The sequence below is a fragment of the Candidatus Binatota bacterium genome (assembly GCA_012960245.1).
In the GTDB taxonomy this organism is placed as follows: Bacteria; Desulfobacterota; Binatia; order UBA1149; family UBA1149; genus UBA1149.
Genome location: DUBO01000034.1, coordinates 1 through 18,424 on the forward strand (window position 1 = coordinate 1; position 18,424 = coordinate 18,424).

16 protein-coding genes are annotated in these 18,424 nt (G+C 63.3%); all 16 read left to right on the forward strand.

All coding sequences use genetic code 11. The features are described from left to right. The coding region (gene trpB, locus EYQ35_05590) for a tryptophan synthase subunit beta (GenBank protein ID HIF63610.1) at positions 1-787 on the forward strand (787 nt) is incomplete at its 5' end. A gap of 6 nt (positions 788-793) precedes the next feature. Then, the gene (locus EYQ35_05595) at positions 794-1,600 is read left to right on the forward strand and encodes a tryptophan synthase subunit alpha (protein HIF63611.1); all 807 of its coding nucleotides are present in this window, start codon (positions 794-796) and stop codon (positions 1,598-1,600) included. A gap of 63 nt (positions 1,601-1,663) precedes the next feature. Next, positions 1,664-2,836: a bifunctional folylpolyglutamate synthase/dihydrofolate synthase gene (locus tag EYQ35_05600; protein ID HIF63612.1), complete on the forward strand. Its 1,173-nt coding sequence runs from the start codon at positions 1,664-1,666 to the stop codon at positions 2,834-2,836. Then, entirely contained in the window at positions 2,829-5,066 is a 2,238-nt protein-coding gene (locus EYQ35_05605) for an LPS-assembly protein LptD (protein ID HIF63613.1), read from the forward strand. Before EYQ35_05600 ends, EYQ35_05605 begins: the two co-directional genes overlap by 8 nt. Next, positions 5,063-6,094 (forward strand): dTDP-glucose 4,6-dehydratase, encoded by a 1,032-nt coding sequence (gene rfbB / locus EYQ35_05610; protein HIF63614.1) that lies wholly within the window; start codon positions 5,063-5,065, stop codon positions 6,092-6,094. Before EYQ35_05605 ends, rfbB begins: the two co-directional genes overlap by 4 nt. Before the next feature lie 5 nt (positions 6,095-6,099). Beyond that, the gene (locus EYQ35_05615) at positions 6,100-6,474 is read left to right on the forward strand and encodes a cupin domain-containing protein (protein HIF63615.1); all 375 of its coding nucleotides are present in this window, start codon (positions 6,100-6,102) and stop codon (positions 6,472-6,474) included. Beyond that, complete coding sequence (locus EYQ35_05620; protein ID HIF63616.1) at positions 6,446-7,423, forward strand: GTP-binding protein; 978 nt, start codon at positions 6,446-6,448, stop codon at positions 7,421-7,423. The genes EYQ35_05615 and EYQ35_05620 overlap by 29 nt, the downstream gene beginning before the upstream one ends. A 32-nt stretch (positions 7,424-7,455) precedes the next feature. Then, entirely contained in the window at positions 7,456-9,162 is a 1,707-nt protein-coding gene (gene gspE, locus EYQ35_05625) for a type II secretion system protein GspE (protein ID HIF63617.1), read from the forward strand. Then, the gene (locus tag EYQ35_05630; GenBank protein ID HIF63618.1) at positions 8,958-10,124 is read left to right on the forward strand and encodes a glycosyltransferase; all 1,167 of its coding nucleotides are present in this window, start codon (positions 8,958-8,960) and stop codon (positions 10,122-10,124) included. Before gspE ends, EYQ35_05630 begins: the two co-directional genes overlap by 205 nt. Positions 10,125-10,146: 22 nt before the next feature. Then, the gene (locus EYQ35_05635) at positions 10,147-11,094 is read left to right on the forward strand and encodes a glycosyltransferase family 2 protein (protein HIF63619.1); all 948 of its coding nucleotides are present in this window, start codon (positions 10,147-10,149) and stop codon (positions 11,092-11,094) included. Positions 11,095-11,120: 26 nt separating this feature from the next. Next, a complete protein-coding gene (locus EYQ35_05640) occupies positions 11,121-11,897 on the forward strand; it encodes an ABC transporter permease (protein ID HIF63620.1) in 777 nt (258 codons plus the stop codon). After that, on the forward strand, positions 11,888-12,685 hold the full coding sequence (locus tag EYQ35_05645) for an ABC transporter ATP-binding protein (protein ID HIF63621.1): 798 nt from the start codon (positions 11,888-11,890) through the stop codon (positions 12,683-12,685). The genes EYQ35_05640 and EYQ35_05645 overlap by 10 nt, the downstream gene beginning before the upstream one ends. After that, a complete protein-coding gene (locus EYQ35_05650; protein HIF63622.1) occupies positions 12,583-13,689 on the forward strand; it encodes a glycosyltransferase family 2 protein in 1,107 nt (368 codons plus the stop codon). The genes EYQ35_05645 and EYQ35_05650 overlap by 103 nt, the downstream gene beginning before the upstream one ends. Then, positions 13,686-15,152 (forward strand): glycosyltransferase, encoded by a 1,467-nt coding sequence (locus tag EYQ35_05655; GenBank protein HIF63623.1) that lies wholly within the window; start codon positions 13,686-13,688, stop codon positions 15,150-15,152. Before EYQ35_05650 ends, EYQ35_05655 begins: the two co-directional genes overlap by 4 nt. A gap of 11 nt (positions 15,153-15,163) precedes the next feature. Then, the gene (locus tag EYQ35_05660) at positions 15,164-16,828 is read left to right on the forward strand and encodes a hypothetical protein (protein HIF63624.1); all 1,665 of its coding nucleotides are present in this window, start codon (positions 15,164-15,166) and stop codon (positions 16,826-16,828) included. 3 nt (positions 16,829-16,831) lie between these two features. Continuing rightward, positions 16,832-18,424: hypothetical protein (locus tag EYQ35_05665; GenBank protein ID HIF63625.1), on the forward strand; the 1,593-nt coding region annotated here is incomplete at its 3' end.

An 18,424-nucleotide genomic window follows, 5' to 3' on the forward strand; every position in this document is an offset into this window, starting at 1 on the left:
CATGGGCTCGGAAGACATCGAGCGGCAGAAACTCAACGTGTTTCGCATGCAGTTGCTCGGGGCGCGGGTACACCGGGTCGAATCAGGCAGCTGCACGCTCAAGGACGCAATAAACGAGTGCATGCGAGACTGGGTAACCAACATCGCCGATACCTACTACCTGGTGGGCTCCACGATGGGTCCGCATCCTTACCCGCTGATTGTTCGGGATTTTCAGTCGGTCATCGGCAAGGAGGCGCGACGGCAGGTACTCAAGGCCGAGGGTAAGCTGCCCGACCTGTTGGTTGCCTGTGTAGGCGGTGGCAGCAACGCGATGGGTCTGTTCTACCCCTTCATCAAGGACGAGTCGGTGGCGATGACCGGCGTGGAGGCGGCCGGCGGTGGCCTCGATGCGGGTCCGCACGCGGCATCCATAAGCCGGGGCTCTCCCGGCGTGTTGCACGGCAAGAAGACCTACCTGCTGCAGGACGAGCTGGGACAGGTGCGCGAGGCCCACTCCATAGCGCCGGGGCTGGACTATCCCGGGGTCGGCCCCGAACATTCGTGGCTGCACGACAATGGGCGGGCCAGTTACGTTGCGGTCACCGATAGCCAGGCACTCGAAGCCCTGCAGCTGTTGAGCAGGCTCGAGGGCGTCATACCGGCGCTTGAGAGCGCCCACGCCGTTGCCCACGCCATGGAAGTGGTACCGGCCATGCCCCGCGATGCGGTGGTGGTGGTCAACCTGTCGGGCCGTGGAGACAAGGACATGCCGGCGGTTGCTGAGCATCTCGGGGTCGAGGTCTGAAGCGTCATGGCGAGAGGCAAAAAGCGGATCAAACGCTGCCTCGACAAGCTGTCGGCCGAGGGTCGAACGGCACTGGTACCGTTTTTCTCGGTTGGCGATCCGGGCATAGATCAGACCCACGACGCTGTACTCGCCGCGGTTGACGCCGGTGCCGATATAATTGAGTTGGGCGTGCCGTTTTCTGATCCCATGGCAGATGGTCCGGTCATACAGGCGTCGAGCCAGCGGGCGTTGGAGGCCGGAACCAGCCTGCACGGGATACTCGAAATGGTCGCCTCGCTGCGTGCGAGGACCGACGTACCCCTGGTATTGTTCGGCTACTACAATCCGTTTTTCCACTACGGTGAAGAAGCTTTTGCCCGCGATGCAGCCAGCGCCGGTGCCGACGGCGTGCTCTGCGTAGATCTGCCTCCCGAGGAAGCCAGGGGCATGGTGTCCGCATGTCGCTCCAACGGGATGGACAGGATTTTTCTGTTGGCCCCGACCAGCGACGATTCGCGCATAAAGGCAGTGTCGCGTTGCTCGTCCGGCTTCGTTTATTTCGTGTCTGTCACCGGGGTGACCGGCGCGCGGTCGAGCCTGTCCACCGACGTTCCGGCGAAGGTGGCGCGGTTGCGCGAGTTGTGCGATCTGCCGGTCGGCGTTGGATTTGGTATTTCTACCCCGGAACAGGCCCGCGCCGTCGCGAATTACGCCGACCTGGTTATCGTTGGCTCTGCCCTTGTTAAAACGATGCACGAAGCGGGCGCGGCGCGATGCGCGGCCGAGGCTGGACGATTCGTCTCCGACCTGCGCCGCGGAATAGACGGCTGACCGGGCGTGGGCGAATACGAGCAGACGATAGACTGGCTGTATTCGCTGGATGCCCTGCGGGGAATGGATTTTCGTCTGGAGCGGCTGCGCGCGGCCCTCGACGTCCTGGGCAATCCAGAACGGGGACTACCCGCCATCCAGGTGGCAGGCACCAACGGCAAGGGCTCTACGGCAGCCATGATTCACTCGGTCTACAGCGAGGCCGGCTATCGCTGCGGGCTGTTTACCTCACCCCACCTGCAAACTTTCAGGGAGCGCATCAGGGTTGGCACCGAATTCATTGATGAAGGCCGAGTCGTTGACCTGGTCGAACGCGTCAAGTGGGCCAGCAGCCAAGTCGATGCAGAGCTTACCTTCTTTGAGTTCGGAACACTGATGGCCCTGTTGGAATTCAATCTCGCTGATCTCGATATGGCAATTTTTGAAACCGGCCTGGGAGGCAGGCTCGACGCGACGAGCGTCGTAGACAGCGTGGCCTCGGTGATAAGCAGCATAGGGTTGGACCACTGCGAGTGGCTGGGCGACAGCGAAGAAGAAATCGCGAAGGAAAAGGCGGGTATTATACGCGCCGGTGTGCCGGTGGTGACCGGTCGTATGCAACCGGGCCCCCAGGTTGTGATCGGCGGAGTGGCCCGCGAACTCGGGTCGCGCTGGCTGCGCTGGGGCAGGGACTTCGGCCCCCGCTCGGGAAGCGGGCTGGAGGGTAAGGCCCAACGCCACAACGCCGGCCTCGCCGCAGCGGTGATTCGAGTACTGGCCGATCGCTTTCCCGTCGATGACGAGAAGTTACGGTTGGGCCTGGAGAACGTGCGCTGGCCCGGACGCCTGGAGACCGTGGCTAACGAGCCGAGGGTAGTACTCGACGTGGCCCACAACCCGCAATCGGTGAGTCTCCTCGTAGAGGAACTGTGCGAGCTGGACCTACCGCGACCGCTGGTATTCGTGATCGGGGTCATGGCCGACAAGGACTGGGGGGAGATGGCCTGTTCGTTGTTCCCGATCGCAGACCGGGTGGTGCTTGTACCAGTAGACAGCCCGCGCGGTCTTGATCCAGGGCAGCTGGTTGAGCTTGCCGATGGACTGCTTCCGTGGAAACTCGCCGAGACAGCCCGCGCCGGTCTGCTCAGCGCGCGAAGCGCGGCTGGGCGCGAGGGCAGCGTGCTGGTCACCGGGTCGATTTTTCTCGTTGGTGAGCTCTACCGAGAGGCGGCGGGAAGGGACGCCTTTGATGTGTAGCGGCGGGGCCAACGCGGGACGCGGTTTATTGCGGCTGTTGTTCGGTATTTTTGTCCTGCTGTTGTTCGGCTCGATCGGGGGCGCGCGGGCCGCGGAGGTTTCGGTCGAGGCCGACAGTATCTCTTACGAAAATGATGGTGGGTTGCTGGCCGCCGAGGGCAGCGTGCGCGCGACCTGGGGCGAGAAGCTCCTGGAGGCTGGTTCGCTGAGTTTTGAGCAGGAGCGCGGCGTGCTCTGGGCGCGGTCGGGGATCAGCCTGAGCAGCCCCGACATGGAATTTCGTGCATCCAGCGCGAAGCTTCTGCTCGACCATGAAACCGGTGTGTTCGAAGACGTCGAGGCCTGGTTGAAGGACAACTCGGCGTGGTTCGGCGGCGACCGGATCGAGAAAACCTCGGATCGCAACTTCAGCGTAAAACGAGGCTACTACAGCACCTGCGAACGGCAGGAAGGTGCCTCGCCTGACTGGTCTATATCGGGGTCAGAGATCGACGTTGACCTTGACGGCTACGCCAGGATCAACAACGCATCGTTCCGCGTGCGGGGAGTTCCGGTTCTCTACCTGCCCTACGTGGCCCTGCCGAGTAAGCTCGGCCGCGAATCCGGCCTGCTGTTCCCCCGCATAGGGACTTCGAATGATCGTGGCTTCCTGTATTCGCAGCCGTTCTTCTGGGCCATCGACAAGCACCGCGACGCGACCTTCAGTGTAGACGTTGAGACGTCGGCCAGGATCGGTGGCACCGGCGAGTACCGCTATCGCCCATCCCGTAAAACTACCGGCGTTCTGAGCGTTGAGTACTTCAACGAGAGCGTTCGCGGTGACCAGGAATCAGAAATCGTCTCGCCCGAGCTCAGGAACCGGCAGATACCAAATGATCGCGGCAGCATACAGGGCAAGCATCGCCAGGGACTGGACTCGGGCTTGTTGCTGTATGCCGACTACATGGCTGTCAGCGACGATCTCTATTTCAGGGAGGTCAGTCCCGGGGGCAGAACCGACCTCGAACAGCAGTTGCGTGATAGCCGCCGTTACGCCGATTCGACGGCTGGTGTCATGGGCGCGGATGGTTATCGGAGCTACGGGCTGAGCAGTTCGCTCTACCGTGATTTCTACGGTCCGGGCGGTAGCCGCAGGTTCACGGCCCAGCGGCCGATCGGCGCCTGGCTGCGGGAAGACGGAGGAGTGGGCAGCGGCTCGTATTCATTCTCGGCCACAGCAGACTATTTCAGGCGGCGACAGGGGGCCGACGGCCAGCGCCTCGACACCGTGGCCGGGTTCGAGGTGCCCCTGCTTACAGGCGGTGCGATAGACGTTTCGTCGTGGATGAGGGGGCGGCTTACCGGCTATAGTTTTGACGATCGCAGCACCTGGCGCGACGGCGTAGAGCAGCCCGCACGCAGGCTCTCGGCCCAGGCTATTCGCGGGCTGGGCGAAGCTGGAGTCGACGCCAGGGCGGTGCTCGTCCGCGACTATAGCCTGCAGGGCGGATTGATGCGCCACACGCTTGAACCGGTGGCGCGACTGGCGTGGACCAGTGGTAGCCACGCCGAGTTACCTCTGTGGGATGGCGTCGATCGAATCGAGGGCAAGCGGGTGGCGACCCTCGGCCTTGAGTCGCGGTTTCTTCGGGCCGATGGCCCCGGCAACCTGCCGGTGGAACGGGCGATGCTGGCGCTCACGCAAAGCTACAGGCTGGACGAAAAGGTACTGGGTAACCATTTTTCGGACCTCGACTTCGCCGTGGCCGTCGATCCCTCTTCGTCCCTGTCCTTCAGCGGTCTGGCGTCGTATAATACCGGGCTTAACGTTCTCACCGGCGCGGTAGCAGCGGTGGATTACAGCAGCTCTCCTCTCGCGGCACTCGGTGGCAGGCAGGGCCGGATACTGGCCGCGTATCATTTTGTGAGGGATGGGCTGGCGGATTCTCTCAGGACGCGTGCTTCACTGGGATTAACTGAGCGGACGACACTGGCGGTTAAATTGGACTACGATTTTGTCAGTCAGAAGTTCCTGGAAAAGGGCATGTCGCTGCGCTTCGGCGGGGACTGCGACTGCTGGGCCCTGGACGCCGGCGTGTCGAGCACCATCAACCCTGACGAACTCGAGTTCAAACTGCTGATAGAGTTGTCGGGGCTCGTCGACCTGGGGTCGTCAGCCACGCAACGTGACCAGGCCCTGCTCGGCTACCTCGCCGGTCGCGAAGATAAAGGCTGGAGGTCTTCATGGTGAAAATCCTGGTCGCAGGCGCGGCGGGTTTCATAGGCTCGAACTTCGTGCGCAGGCTGCTGGCGGCCGGCGGTCACGAGGTGGTGGTTCTCGACTCGCTCACTTACGCCGGCAACATGGAAAACCTGGCTGGCCTTGGTGAGTCGAACGGGTTGAGCTTCGTGCACGGCTCCATTTGCGATCCTGCCGTCGTGAAGGCCGCCGTGCAGGGCTGTGACGCGATCGTGAACTTTGCGGCCGAGACCCACGTGGATCGAAGCATAGAAAACCCTGCGGTGTTCATAGAAAGCAATGTGCTTGGAACCATGGTGCTCATACAGGCCGCGGTCGCTGCCGGCCTGCGCTTGTTGCAGGTTTCTACCGACGAGGTGTATGGCAGTCTCGGCAAGGACGGGCTTTTTGACGAGGACTGGCCACTTGCTCCTTCCAGCCCCTACGCGGCATCCAAGGCATCGGCCGACATGCTCATCGGTGCCTCGGTGCGCACCTACGGGCTCGACGCGGTGATAACCCGCTGCGGCAACAACTACGGACCGAGACAGTTTCCCGAGAAACTCATCCCCTTGCTGATCGCCAACGCCATGGCCGACGAAATACTCCCTATTTACGGAGACGGGCTCAACGTTCGCGACTGGATACACGTGGACGATCACTGCGACGCGCTGAGGCTGGTACTCGAAAAGGGGCAAAGCGGCAGGGTCTACAACGTGTCGGCGGTAGGCGAACTCACCAACCTCGAGGTATGCTCGCGCATACTGGCGGCCCTGGGCAAGCCCGAGAGCCTCATGCGCCAGGTTGACGACAGGCCGGGGCACGACAGGCGATACGCGCTCGACCCTTCGCGTTTGCGGAACGAGTTGGGGTGGAAGGCCGACATCGCCTTTGACGAAGGCTTGTCTGCTACCATCGAGTGGTACCAGGCCAACAGTGCCTGGCTGGATAACGTCCGCAGCGGCGAGTACCGCGGCTACTACGAGCGCATGTACGCGTCGCGATTAGAGACTGGGACCACCGTGGCTGAAGAGGATTGAAAACTATGGGTAACGATCACAAGGCGGCCGCGACCACGAGGGTGGAGAAACCCTGGGGCCATGAAGTCATATGGGCCCACACCGGCGATTACGTCGGCAAGCTGCTGCACATCAACGCGGGCCAAGCGCTCAGCTACCAGTACCATGATAAAAAAGAAGAGACGATATACGTGGTCAGCGGCACGCTTCATCTCCACGTGAGCGACGATGACTCCCCACCCTCGGTGATCGAGCTCGTCGAGGGCGAGGTCTTTCACATCAGCCCGGGCTTGCGTCATCGATTCGAAGCGAGACAGGAGGTCGACCTTATGGAGGTCTCGACTCCTTTTCTTGACGACGTTGTTCGCCTCGATGACAGGTACGGGCGCTCGGGAGAGTAGTCGCGGGGTGAAGCGTGTTGCCGTAGACGTGATCACCGGGTTTCTTGGGGCCGGCAAGACCTCGTTGCTCAGACACGTGCTCGCCAACGGTCTCGAGGGTGAGAAGGTCGCCGTCGTGATGAACGAGCTCGGCGACATCGGCATCGATGGGCGAGTGGTTTCTGGGCTCGAACACGTCGAGGCCATGGTCGAGCTCAACAGTGGTTGCGTGTGCTGCACGATCGACGACTTTCGTTTTGACCTCGCCATGCGCGAGGTCGTTGAAACCGTAGACCCGTCCCTGATCATTATCGAGACCACTGGTGTAGCCGACCCCGGCCCGGTGGTCGACAGGGTCACGGCTTGCGGTATGGGCATCGACGCGGTTATCACCGTGGTCGATGCGGCCGCCGTGGCTAAATCGCGCTGGCGCAGCAGGGTTGTTGACCGGCAATTGAAGGGTGCGGACTTCCTGGTCGTCAACAAGACTGACCTCGTGGGCCGGACGAGGCTGGCCTGGTTACGGCGAAAACTGGCCTGGAGCAACCCGCGGGCGCTTATAATGGACTGTGAGCAAGGTGCGGTGGACAGCGATCTGCTCTTCGGGGTGGCGGTTAAACGTCGCCGCGAGGCTGCTGCTGGCCCCGGCAAAAGCGAGAGCAGGGGCGACGCAGATGGCATATCTACCTTCAGCTGGAGCACAAAGCGCCCCCTGGACAGGCGTTCTTTCGAGAAAGTCCTGGCCCGTCTGCCGGGCGCTGTGTACCGTGCCAAGGGGCTCGTCAGGTTTTTTGGGCACGAATGGGCGTGCCTCTTTAATTTTACGTGTGGGCGAACGGAGCTTAACTGGTTACAATTAGGGGAGGCGGTCGCGTCTACCGAGGCCGTGTTCATAGGCAGGATAGATGAGCGCCTGAAATCAAAGCTGGCCGCGAGGCTGGATCGCTGCATACACCGGGAGTCTGAGTAGTCGTGGAAAGCACAGTCGAAGAAGAAACAGGCATCGAAAGCGAGGCTGGCGAAAAAACGGTCCAGTCCGGTCTTGAGGACGCCCTGCTCAAATCGGGCAAGGTCAGCCCCGAAGAACTCCGCAACGTAAGGCGCGTGTCGCTGGAGAAGGGCGAGCGTATTGAGCGTATGCTGGTGGACCTGGGTTTCCTGTCGGAGGAAGACCTGCTCCCCATACTCTCGGCTTACCACGGAGTAGAGCTGGTCGAAGCCGACGCGATTCCCGACCCTCCTGCCGAAGTCCCGGGTGTGTCGCTCGAATTTATGCGAGGTGCCCGTATCCTTCCCATGCGCATCGAGAATGGTAGCCTTACCCTGGCCATGGCCGATACCGGGGACAGGGCGGTGGTCGAAGCTGTTCAACAGGTGAGCGGCTTGCGGGTGAACCCGGTGCTGGTCCGGCCGCGCGACCTGCAGGAAAAGTTCAACACCATGTTCGGCACTCTCGAGAGCACCGACACGGAAGGAGAGGGGGTCGAGTTTCTTAACGAGGACGAGGAGTCGGTTGAGCACTTGCGCGACATGGCCAGCGAAGCTCCGGTCATCAGGCTGGTCAACCAGGTGCTGTCGCGCGCGGTCGAACAACGCGCGTCGGATATTCACGTTGAGCCCTTCGAGAACGAGCTGCGTATAAGGTACCGCGTGGACGGGGTGCTGCACGACATAGATTCGCCGCCGCGCAGCCAGGCGGCTGCCATAATCTCGAGGATCAAGCTCATGGCGAAACTGAACATCGCCGAGCGTCGCTTGCCCCAGGATGGTCGTATCAAGCTGCGGCTGGTCGGCCGTGAGATCGACCTCAGGGTGTCGAGCCTGCCTACGCTTTACGGCGAGAGCGTGGTCATGAGGATCCTGGACCGCTCCAGTATATCGGTGGACCTCACGGGCCTCGGGCTGCCCCAGGCGACGCTGGATGAATTTACGGGGATGATCATCCAACCGCACGGGCTCGTGCTGGTGACCGGGCCCACCGGCTCCGGTAAGACGACCACGTTGTACGCAGCCCTGGACAAGATCAATTCGTCGGAAAAGAAGATCATAACTATCGAGGACCCGGTCGAATACCAGCTTGCCGGCGTTAACCAGATACACGTGAAGTCGCAGATCGGCCTGACTTTCGCTAGCGGTTTGCGTTCTATTGTCCGCCAGGACCCCGACGTGATCATGGTCGGTGAGATTCGCGACGCCGAGACCGCCGAGATCGCCATACAGGCTGCCCTCACCGGTCACCTGGTGTTTTCTACCCTGCACACCAACGACGCTGCGGGAGCCATTTCGCGGTTGCTGGAGATGGGAGTGGAGGACTACCTGCTGGCCTCTTCGTTGATTGGGGTGATGGCCCAGCGCCTGGTGCGGAGATTGTGTCCGGACTGCAAGCAACCGGTCAAGGCCGGCTCGGAACTGGCCGGTGAGTTGGCCGAGGTGGAAGACTCGGCGTCCTCGGTTTATGACTCCGGTGGTTGCCCCGCGTGCTCGGGGACAGGTTTTCGTGGCCGATGCGGTATCTACGAACTACTACAGGTGGACGACTCGACGCGCGCGCAGATACTGTCGCGCGCTTCGGCGAGCGAGATCAAGAACAAGGCTGTCGAGTCGGGCATGAGGTCGCTGAGGGACGACGGCTGGCGGACGGTCAAGAACGGGGTCACCAGCGTGGCCGAGGTCCTGAGGGTTACGCAGGACGAAGGTCCGACGGCCTGAACAGCGGCGATACCGTTACCAGCGTTCCGCTTGTCAACTGCGTTGCTATCGTGCCGGCCTGGCGCAATGCCGGCACCATTGTTTCTACACTGCGCTCGTTGCTCGTCCAGCAACCACTATCACCTCGACGGGTGATAGTCGTTGTTTCACCTGGAGACGACACCGCTTGCAGGGCACGATCGATCGCGGGAGTCGAAGTGGTCGAAGTGGCCGAGCGCTTGCTCGCCGGTACTGCTCGCAATCTCGGCAGGGGAATGGCTGGCGATGTAGATCAACTGCTGTTCGTAGACGCTGACTGCACTCTCGAGAGCGGCGCTTTGTGCGAGTTGCAAATCGCCATGCAGGGGCAAGACCTCGTGGCGGCTGGTGCTGGCATCGACAGGGATAATCATGGCCTGGTGAGCTGGTTGCGCCACAGCCTGGAGTTCAAGGAGCTTGACCGTGGTGCCCCGGTGAGCGAGTGCGGGCCGCTCGCCTCCGCGGCTCTGTTGTGTCGGGCCGAAGCCTTCGACCGGGCAGGGGGGTTTCCAGACGCCTGGCCGGGCGAGGACACGGCTTTGTTGCATTCACTGCGAGCCACGGGTGGCCGTGCTCGCCTGGTACCCAGCGCGCGGGCCCGCCATCGTCACCCGGCGGGCCTGGCCCGTGCGCTGCGGCACCAGTGGCTGCTCGGCGCCGGCTCGGCGCGCGCGAGACTTTCGGCTGATATGCCGGGCAGCCGTTTTGCCCGCAATCCGCTGCTGGGCCTGTTGCTGTTCCCCGGCAGGGTCGGCCGGGGCCTGGTCTGGTTCCTGCGCTACCGCCGATCTGAATTGCCGCTTTTTCTTATAGCCGGTCCGCTGTACATATGTGGGGTTGCCGTCTGGACCATCGGTTTCGTCGCCACATCGTGGCGCGAGTCGCCTGGCCGGGGCGGACGGGTTTTCTTCGACGGTGTCGACAGCGGCCGAACCAGCAAATAACCAGTACGCGCGCGTGGCGGGCATGCCACGGGTCACAGTTGTGGTCGTGCATCACAACACTCCCGATTACCTGCATAGCTGCCTGCGCCGAGTCGATGAGGCGCTGGGCGATCTCGCCTGCGAGGTGGTAGTCGTTGACAACGGATCCCAGGGCAACGGCCGTCCGGGTATTCGATCCGGCGGGCGCCTGCGCGTGATATCCAATCGAGAGAACCGGGGTTTTGCTGCGGCAGCGAACCAGGGTGCCTTTGCTGCCGCCGGAGAATACCTGCTGTTTCTCAACAGCGAGGTAAAACTCACACCCCGCAGCGTGCCAGCACTGCTGGCCGTACTCGAGCGCAATCCCGGGCTGGCCGCGGTCGCGCCGCTGGCCATCGGTCTCGAAGGCCGACCCAGGTTTCCGGGCATGAAGTTTCTCAACCCGTGGAACCACGCAGCGTCGCTCATCGGCCTCGGTGGCGTAGCTGTGTTGTCCAGGGAGTGCCAGGCCCAGGGAGGTCATTTGACCGAGGTCGACTGGATCAGTGCTTCAACCATGTTGATGCGGCGCAGGGCCTTCGAGGGGGCCTGTGGTTTTGATGAACACTATTTCTTCTACGAAGAAGACGAAGACCTGTGCTGGCGCTTGGCCAGGCAGGGGCACAGGGTAGCTGTATGGGGTGGCACCAGGGTATTTGATCCGGGCGGCGTCAGTACCGCGCTGAGCGGCGACTGGCCGGTTGCCGAGTTCTACCTGGGCCAGCTGCGTTTCGTGCGTCGTCGCTGGGGCAGGATCGGTTTGCTCGGCTATCGCGGTTGCATGGCGTTTGTACTGTTGGCCAAGCTTCTGCTGCGCTGGGTTATGCCGAGACGGAGCTGGCGCAAGGGTGCCAGCATGGGCCGCGGCCAGTTAGCGCTTGCCCTTCGCACGGTGATAGCCCGGTCACATGTATCAGCGCAGCCGGGAGAGGCAGCGCGCGCCCCACGGTGAGAGTTTCACCGGCGTATAGCGCTCCCATGCTACGCGGGACATCGTTAGCCCGCCTGGCTCGCTTTAGTGACTGCTTGTGGTTGCTGGCCGCGAGAGCGCTTTCTGTTCGTTATCGCCGCTCGGTACTCGGCTTTGCCTGGACCCTTTTCTACCCGCTGGGGACGATGGTGATTCTCAGCCTGGTTTTTTCACAAGTGTTCGCCGGCGTGGACCACTACGCGTTTTACGTAATAACCGGGGTCCTGCCCTGGGGTTTTTTTTCGCTGGCCTGCATACAGGCCGCCGACAGTCTCCTGGCCGCCTCGCCGGTGCTGCGTAAAGTCTACGTACCTACGGTGGTGTTTCCCGCCTCGGTGGTGGCGGCCAATTTCGTTAATCTGCTGCTGTCTCTGTTGGTGCTGCCGCTGGTGGCCCTGGCGACGGGCGCACAGGCGCTCCCGTCTTTCTGGCTGCTGGCGCTGGCTCTTGGCTGCCTGCTGGCCTTCACGGGTGGGGTGTCGTTGCTGCTGGCGGCGGTGAACCTGTTCTTTCAGGACGTTCGATACTTTTTTGAGGGTATCCTGCTGCTCTGGTTCTACGCAACGCCCATTGTTTACCCGGTATCTGTGTTGCCCGAACACTTGTCGTGGTTGCCGGCCATCAACCCCTTCGCCTGGATACTGCTGCTCATGCGCGGAGCGCTTTACGGTTCTGTTGTTCCCGCCGGCGCGCCGCTGTTGTGCGTGGCGTTTTCGTTCTCGGTGCTCGCCATCGGTTGGCTGTTGTTTCACAGGCTTGAGAGGCGGTTTTACGCGTGGCTCTAGTGGCTACAGTGGCCCCCGCGAAGACGGGGCAGCGCGGTATCGTGGAGGTTGAAGAACTGGGGGTACGCCTGCGCTCCGAAACACACCGCGTGCGGTCCCTGCGCGAGTACCTGCTCCTCGGGCGCCGACACGTGGGCCGCGTGAGCTGGTTCGAAGCCTTGTCGGGTATAACAGTTTCCCTGCGGGCGGGAGAGCTGCTCGGGGTCGTGGGCGACAATGGTGCCGGCAAAACGACTTTTCTGCGCGTGCTCGCGGGGATAGTTCCGCCCAGCGAAGGCCGTGTATCGGTGGCTGGTGCCATAGCTCCGCTGGTAGAAATGGGGGCGGGCTTCGACCTTGAACTCACGGGGCGCGAGAACGTCTTTCTCTATGGCGCCATGCTCGGTCTCGACCGCCGCCGGGTCGCCGGACTGTTCGACGCCATGGTCGATTTTGCCGGGCTCCAGGATTCGATGGATACGGCGGTCAAAAACTATTCTTCGGGCATGGTAGCGCGTCTAGGCTTCTCCGTGGCCACCGCCGTGCCTCCGGCGCTGCTGCTCGTCGACGAAGCGCTGGCCGTTGGAGACGCTAACTTCAGGCTGCGCTGCAGCGATCGCATCGACCGCCTGCGCGAGCAGGGTACGGCCGTGGTGCTGGTGAGCCACGATCTCGAACTGGTAAGGGCGCAGGCCGACACCGCTCTCTGGCTGCACGAGGGCAGGGTGGCGGCGGTTGGCGATGTGGGCGCGGTGCTCGCAGCATACGAAGTTCAGCTCCAGCGGGGCGGCGGGGAAGTGGCCGCGTGAGCGCGGTCCAAGAGACCGGCGTTGGTTTCACCGGAGCTGATGTTGCGGTGATCGTGGTGGCCTACCGTGCCGGTACGTACCTGTTCGATTGCGTGCAGGCGCTAAAGGCCGAAACGGATCCGTCAGCGGAAATTGTACTCGTGGACAACGGCGGCCTGGCCGACGAAGTTGAAGAAGTCGCGGCGCGTTTCTCTCCTGTCACTGTGCTGAAAAGTGGCCGCAACCTTGGTTTTGCGGGTGGAGTAAACCTGGGAATGCGATGGCTGCTCGGCAGGGACGGGCGCGGGCCCCGGGTCGTGGCGTTGGTCAACCAGGACTGCGTGGTAAGGCCGGGCTGGCTGGCCCCACTTGTTGCGGCGCTGTTGGAGCCCGGAAAGCGAGTGGCCGTGGCGGGCGCGACGCTGTTCGACGCCCGGGGGCTGCTGATTCAACACGCCGGCGGAGTGGTCCACGTCAACGGACTCACTGATCACATGGGCCGCGGTCGCGGCGCCAACGAAGCTGGCAAGCTCCAAGCGCGGGACGTTGACTACGTCACCGGGGCACTGTGTGCCCTCAGCGTGGATGCATGGTCGCAGCTGGGGCCGATGGACGAGGGCTATCACCCTGTTTATTTCGAAGAGGTCGACTACTGCGTGCGTGCTCGTGAGCAGGGTTACCGGGTGGTCTACGTGCCTGCGAGCGAGGGGCTGCATGAAGAGGCTGCCAGTTCAGGCGCCGGCAGCCGTTTGTATCTCGACCGTTATCATCGTGGGCGAGTCAGGTTTGCGTTTCTTCACCTGCTGGGCAGAGGGCGGCGGCTTGGTTTCATAGCCGCGGAGCTCAAGTGGCTGGCCTCGCTGCGCAGTCGCGAACAACTGCTGTCTGCACTGGGAGCCTGGCTGGCCTGCCTGCGCGGCGATGTATCCGCCGGTCGGCAGAAGGCCGCTGCAGGGACGCCTTCGCATATGCTTACTGCCGCCGTCCGGCCGGGTTTCAAGGGTCCCGGGAGGCACGGCCGATGAGCAGGATCTGCCTCGTGGGCGTAGGCCTGCCCTCGCTGATGGCTGGTAGTTCTCACTGCGGCCCGGGTTTGCGCAGCGGGCACTTTGCCGGGGCGCTGGCAGAGGCCGGCCACGAACTGCTGCTTCTGTATCTCGACCACGCGGCCGTGCCCGGGGCTTCACTTGCAGACGCCAATACGATCGCACCGGGCGTGCTTGCACTGGCGGCCCCTGAGCCCGATTTCGCGGCGGGTTCCCTCGCTACTGTGGCTCGAGACTTCGGGGCCAGCGCAGTGGTTGGATGCACGGCTTACGGCAGCTCGCTGGCCCTGCGCCTGGAGCTGGGATTGCCTGCCTGGGCAGACCTGATGGGAGACCTGATGGCCGAAGCCCAGGCCAAGGCCGCGTTGCTTGGTGACGATAGTTGCCTGCTTCACTTCTGGAGCCTGCTGGGGCCGGTTCTGGCCGGGGCCGACAGGTTCTCGGCTGTTTCGCAGGCCCAGGCTGACGCGCTGGTCGGCCAGCTGGGTTTGGCGGGGAGGCTGTCTTCTGCCACTGCTGGTGAACGGCTGGTAGAAGTCATTCGCTGCGCGGCAGTGCCTCCGGAAGAGCGCAGCGACGAAGCCGATAGCGGAATTCTGAGCGAGCTGCCCGACGACGCCTTCGTGGCGGCTTGGGCTGGCAGCTTCAATACCTGGTGTGACGTAGACCTGCTGTTTGACGGCGTTGATTCGGCCATGGCCGAGAACACTTCGCTGCACCTGCTCGTAACGGGCGGCGAGGTGGAAGGCCACGACAGTGTAACCTGGCGGCATTTTCTTGACCTCGTCGAGGGCAGTGGACGGCGCGACAGATACCACCTGCTCGGCCGGGTCGAAGACTCGGTTCTCGCCGAGGTCTACCGGCGGTCCGACGTTGGGCTGGTCGTCGAAAAAGATCTCTACGAGCGGCAACTGGGAGCAGAAAACAGGGTAGTGCAGTGGATGGCCCACGGCGTGCCGGTGTTGACGACCTATCGTAGCCAAGCTGGCCGCGACCTGGTGCAGCGGGGACTGTCCTTTGCCATCACCGGGCGCAGCGCCGAGGGCCTGGCCGAGTCGTTGCTGGCGTTGGTCGATGATCCTGCGCGCCTGGCGGCTGCTTCGTTGGCCTGTACCCGCGAGGCGCGCGAGGCCTGGACGGTGTCGGCCGTTGCGGCGCCGTTACTGGCCTGGTGTGCGAGCCCAGTGAGGGCGGGCGACTCTGGCGCCGAACCGGTGTTACAGGTGGGCTTGTTTTCCGAGCCGGCTGCCATCGTGCACCTGTTCGAAAGCTATCTCGCCTCGCTGGGGCCGGCCCAGATCGCTTACCGCGCGCCGCGCTGGCTGTTGAGACGCCTGCTGGGGAGTGTTTCGTCCGCGGGCAGAGGCAACGACAAGCTCAACGGCCGCCGCGCCGACGAAGCTCGTGACAGGGCTGTTGAGAAGATAGCCGGGGCCACCTAGTATCTGCCGCCGTGGGTGTCCGGGTGCTCGTAATTGGTTTGGACGGGGTTCCCTGGGACCTCGTCAGCCGCTGGGCAGAGCAGGGAATCATGCCCAATCTCGCGCGGCTCATCCGTGAGGGAACGGCCGGGCCGCTGGATTCGACCATGCCGCCGACCTCCGGGCCGTCGTGGACCACGTTTTCTACCGGCCGGAATCCCGGTAACACGGGCATCTACGATTTTCTCTACCGTCGCGCCGACGACTACGTGTTTCCGCCCGTCAACACGACCATGCGCAGCGGCAAAACCCTGTGGCGCATGCTCTCGGAAAGGGGCGACAGGGTTTGCGTGGTTAACCTGCCGGTGTCTTACCCGGTCGAAGAAGTGAACGGCGTAATGGTGAGCGGTTGGATGACTCCGTACTTTGCCCGCGATTACACCTGGCCCCGCGAGCTGGCCCGCGAGCTTGATGATGTGGTCGGTAACTACCGCATCTACCCTTCAGAGACCTGGTCGGCGGGCCGATCGAAGGCCTTCTTTCGCGCTTCGGACGAACTGCTCGAAATGCTCACCCGCAGCAACCTTCACTTGATGGAGCGCGAAGACTGGGACCTCTTCATGGGCGTCTACTTCGACACCGACAGGGTCCTTCACCAGGTCTACCATTTTCTCGACGAGGGGCACCCCTGGAGGGAAGGCCGCGAGGGCGATTGGTCAAAGCCCGTGCTGCGTTATTTTTCCCGGCTCGATGCCGACATCGGGCGGCTTGTGGACAAGGCGGGCGACAAGGCCAGGATCCTGGTCATGTCAGACCACGGCATGGGCCGGGCGTCGCGCTTCGTGGTGCTCAACAACCTTCTGCTCAAGCTGGGATTCATCCACCTTTCGGACGACATTGCCACCAGGTTCAAGGCCTTTGTTTTTCGGCGCGGGTTTACACTGCGCAACATACACAAGCTGGTCGACCGCCTGGGCCTCGCACGCCACGCCGAGTACAAGAACGTGTACTCCTTCGATGGACTGTTGAAACGGTTTTTTCTTTCGTTTCTCAACGTCGACTGGAGTCGTTCGCGTGCGTATTCTTTTGGCCGACACTACGGCTCCCTGTTCGTTAACCTCAAGGGGCGCGAGCCCCAGGGCTGCGTGGAGCCCGGAGCCGAGTACGAAAAATTACGCGACGAACTTGAACACGCATTGCTCGATTACGTCGATCCAGAGCTGGGACGCCCGTTGGTCAAGCGCTGCCTGCGACGCGAGGACGTTTATCACGGCGAGAGATTTGAAGAGGCTCCCGACCTTCTCCTGCTGCCCGAGGACCCGGCCGACATCTTTTTTGGGCTTTCCGATTTTGGCTCGAGCAGGGTCTGGGATCATACTTACCGCTACTCCGGGATGCACCGTGACCAGGGTCTGCTGGTGGCCCACGGGCCCGGCGTAGAGCGTGGGCAGGCATTCGCCGGCGGTGGGGTGGTGGACCTCGCGCCGACGCTCATGCACATGCTCGGCCGCCAGGTGCCGGGGGATCTCGACGGGCGCGTGCTCGAATCGCTGTTCACTCCCGACTGGCTTGCGGCCAACCCGCCGAACCTGGGCGGTGGCAGCTCGGCGCAGTCCCCCGACGGCGTGAAGCCCTTCAACGAAGACGAGGAAGAAGAGATCATGGACCGACTGCGCGACCTCGGGTACATGAACTGAGGCGTGGCCAGACGCGCTACCAGTAAAGGGCTGCTGTTGCTGGCGTTGGCCGGGGCGTTGGGTTGGTGGCCGTTGTTGCCGCCCTGGTTTCTGCTCGTGCTGTTGCTGTGGCTGCCCGGGGCATCGGCCCTCGAAGCCCTGCGGGGGCTGGGTATGGCGGGGAACCGGGTCGCCGGTGACGCGCCGGAGTTGGCACTGCTGATGGCCGGGCCCGGCCGCTTGTGCTTGGAAGTGGCGCTGAGCTTGCTGCTGCTCGCCGCAGGCAGCCTGCCGCTTCCCCTGCTGGGCTTGTCCTGGCAGCTCTCCCCGTTGTTGCTGGCGGCGTTGTTGCTGCCGGTTTCAATTGGCGGGCTGCTACGCGGTCGCGGGGCGTGGCCGGAGTTGGGTGTCGGTGAGCGCGCGGCCATGCGCCGTGCTTGGCTGGCCGCCGTGCTGGCCGTGCTGGCGCTGTTGCCCGTCGTGCTGGCTCACGCCGGCGCCACGGTAGACGACTGGTGGGATATAGCTCGCCTGCAGTTGTGGTTGTCGGGCGCGGGGGGCTTTGCCGAGCCGTTTTTTGATTCGGGTTTTGTCCACCCCAGATTCAGCTGGAACGCGTGGCTGGCCGTGCAGGCGCTGGTAGCCGGCGTGACCGGCGGCGACCCGGTCGCGCTTCAGGCCGGCCCGCTGGCGGTCTGCTGTTGCGTCATGGTGGTTTCGGGCGTGGCCTGCCTCGCCACTGCCCTGTTCGGCAGGCGTGTTGAATTGCCATTGGCCTTGCTGCTTGTGCCGGTGTGGCTCTACGGAACCGAGGCGCTGCCGTTTTTCAAGCGCTTGTACCAGGACAAGTTCGTGGCCGGCCTGACGCTTGCTCCGGCTACCTTGGCGCTGAGTTGGATATACCTGCGCCGACCCTCGAGCCTGGCGGCGCTGCTTTTGTTTGCCTGCGCTTTGGCGACGGCCTGTGTACACGGACTTGTCTATGCCGTGACCTGCCTTGGGGTGCTGGTGCTGATGGTGGCGTCGTGGAGCAACGGCGGCAGCCGATCGGTGGTGGCGTGTCTGCCCGCCCTGGTCTTGGCCCTGGGCCTGCCCTTGATCTTTCCGCTGTGGCAGGGCTTATCGCTGGGGCCCGTGTTCAAGGCGCAGGGAATCTCGATGCTGGCCCCGGACAACCCGGTGGTGGCTGCCCACGCGAGACTCGGCCGCCTGTTGTGGATTGAAAGCGGCTGGGCGGTGGTGAACCCGGCGGCTGTTTTCGGTCCACCGGCCCTGCTTGCGCTGCCTGGGCTGTGGTTGGCCTGGCGGCGAAAACACCAGCCTGCCTTCGCGGCCTTGCTGGCTCTCTCCCTGCTGCCGGCGTTGCTGCTTTTCGTTCCCGGCCTGTCTGCCCTCGCCGGTAGAGCGCTTGTTCCGTGGATGTTGTATCGCGTGGGGTGGTTGGTGCCGGTCTGTCTGCTGGCGGCGCTGTTACCCGCGCAAATTCTCCGTTGGCCCGGCGGCGCGCGAGCGCGTGTGGCGGGGCTGGTCGCGGGGTCGGTGCTGCTGACGGCGTGCCGCGGAGTGCACTGCTCCCAAGCCCACGCCACGCCCTCCTCGGCGCACCACCCGTCGATC

Excerpts from the sequence above, each read along its gene's own strand:
- EYQ35_05640 (HIF63620.1), top strand. The coding sequence starts at position 11,121 with ATGCTACGCGGGACATCGTTAGCCCGCCTGGCTCGCTTTAGTGACTGC.
- EYQ35_05605 (HIF63613.1), top strand. The coding sequence starts at position 2,829 with ATGTGTAGCGGCGGGGCCAACGCGGGACGCGGTTTATTGCGGCTGTTG.
- EYQ35_05620 (HIF63616.1), top strand. The coding sequence starts at position 6,446 with ATGACAGGTACGGGCGCTCGGGAGAGTAGTCGCGGGGTGAAGCGTGTT.
- EYQ35_05615 (HIF63615.1), top strand. The coding sequence starts at position 6,100 with ATGGGTAACGATCACAAGGCGGCCGCGACCACGAGGGTGGAGAAACCC.
- EYQ35_05600 (HIF63612.1), top strand. The coding sequence starts at position 1,664 with ATGGATTTTCGTCTGGAGCGGCTGCGCGCGGCCCTCGACGTCCTGGGC.
- EYQ35_05635 (HIF63619.1), top strand. The coding sequence starts at position 10,147 with ATGCCACGGGTCACAGTTGTGGTCGTGCATCACAACACTCCCGATTAC.
- EYQ35_05655 (HIF63623.1), top strand. The coding sequence starts at position 13,686 with ATGAGCAGGATCTGCCTCGTGGGCGTAGGCCTGCCCTCGCTGATGGCT.
- EYQ35_05595 (HIF63611.1), top strand. The coding sequence starts at position 794 with ATGGCGAGAGGCAAAAAGCGGATCAAACGCTGCCTCGACAAGCTGTCG.
- EYQ35_05630 (HIF63618.1), top strand. The coding sequence starts at position 8,958 with ATGCGGTATCTACGAACTACTACAGGTGGACGACTCGACGCGCGCGCA.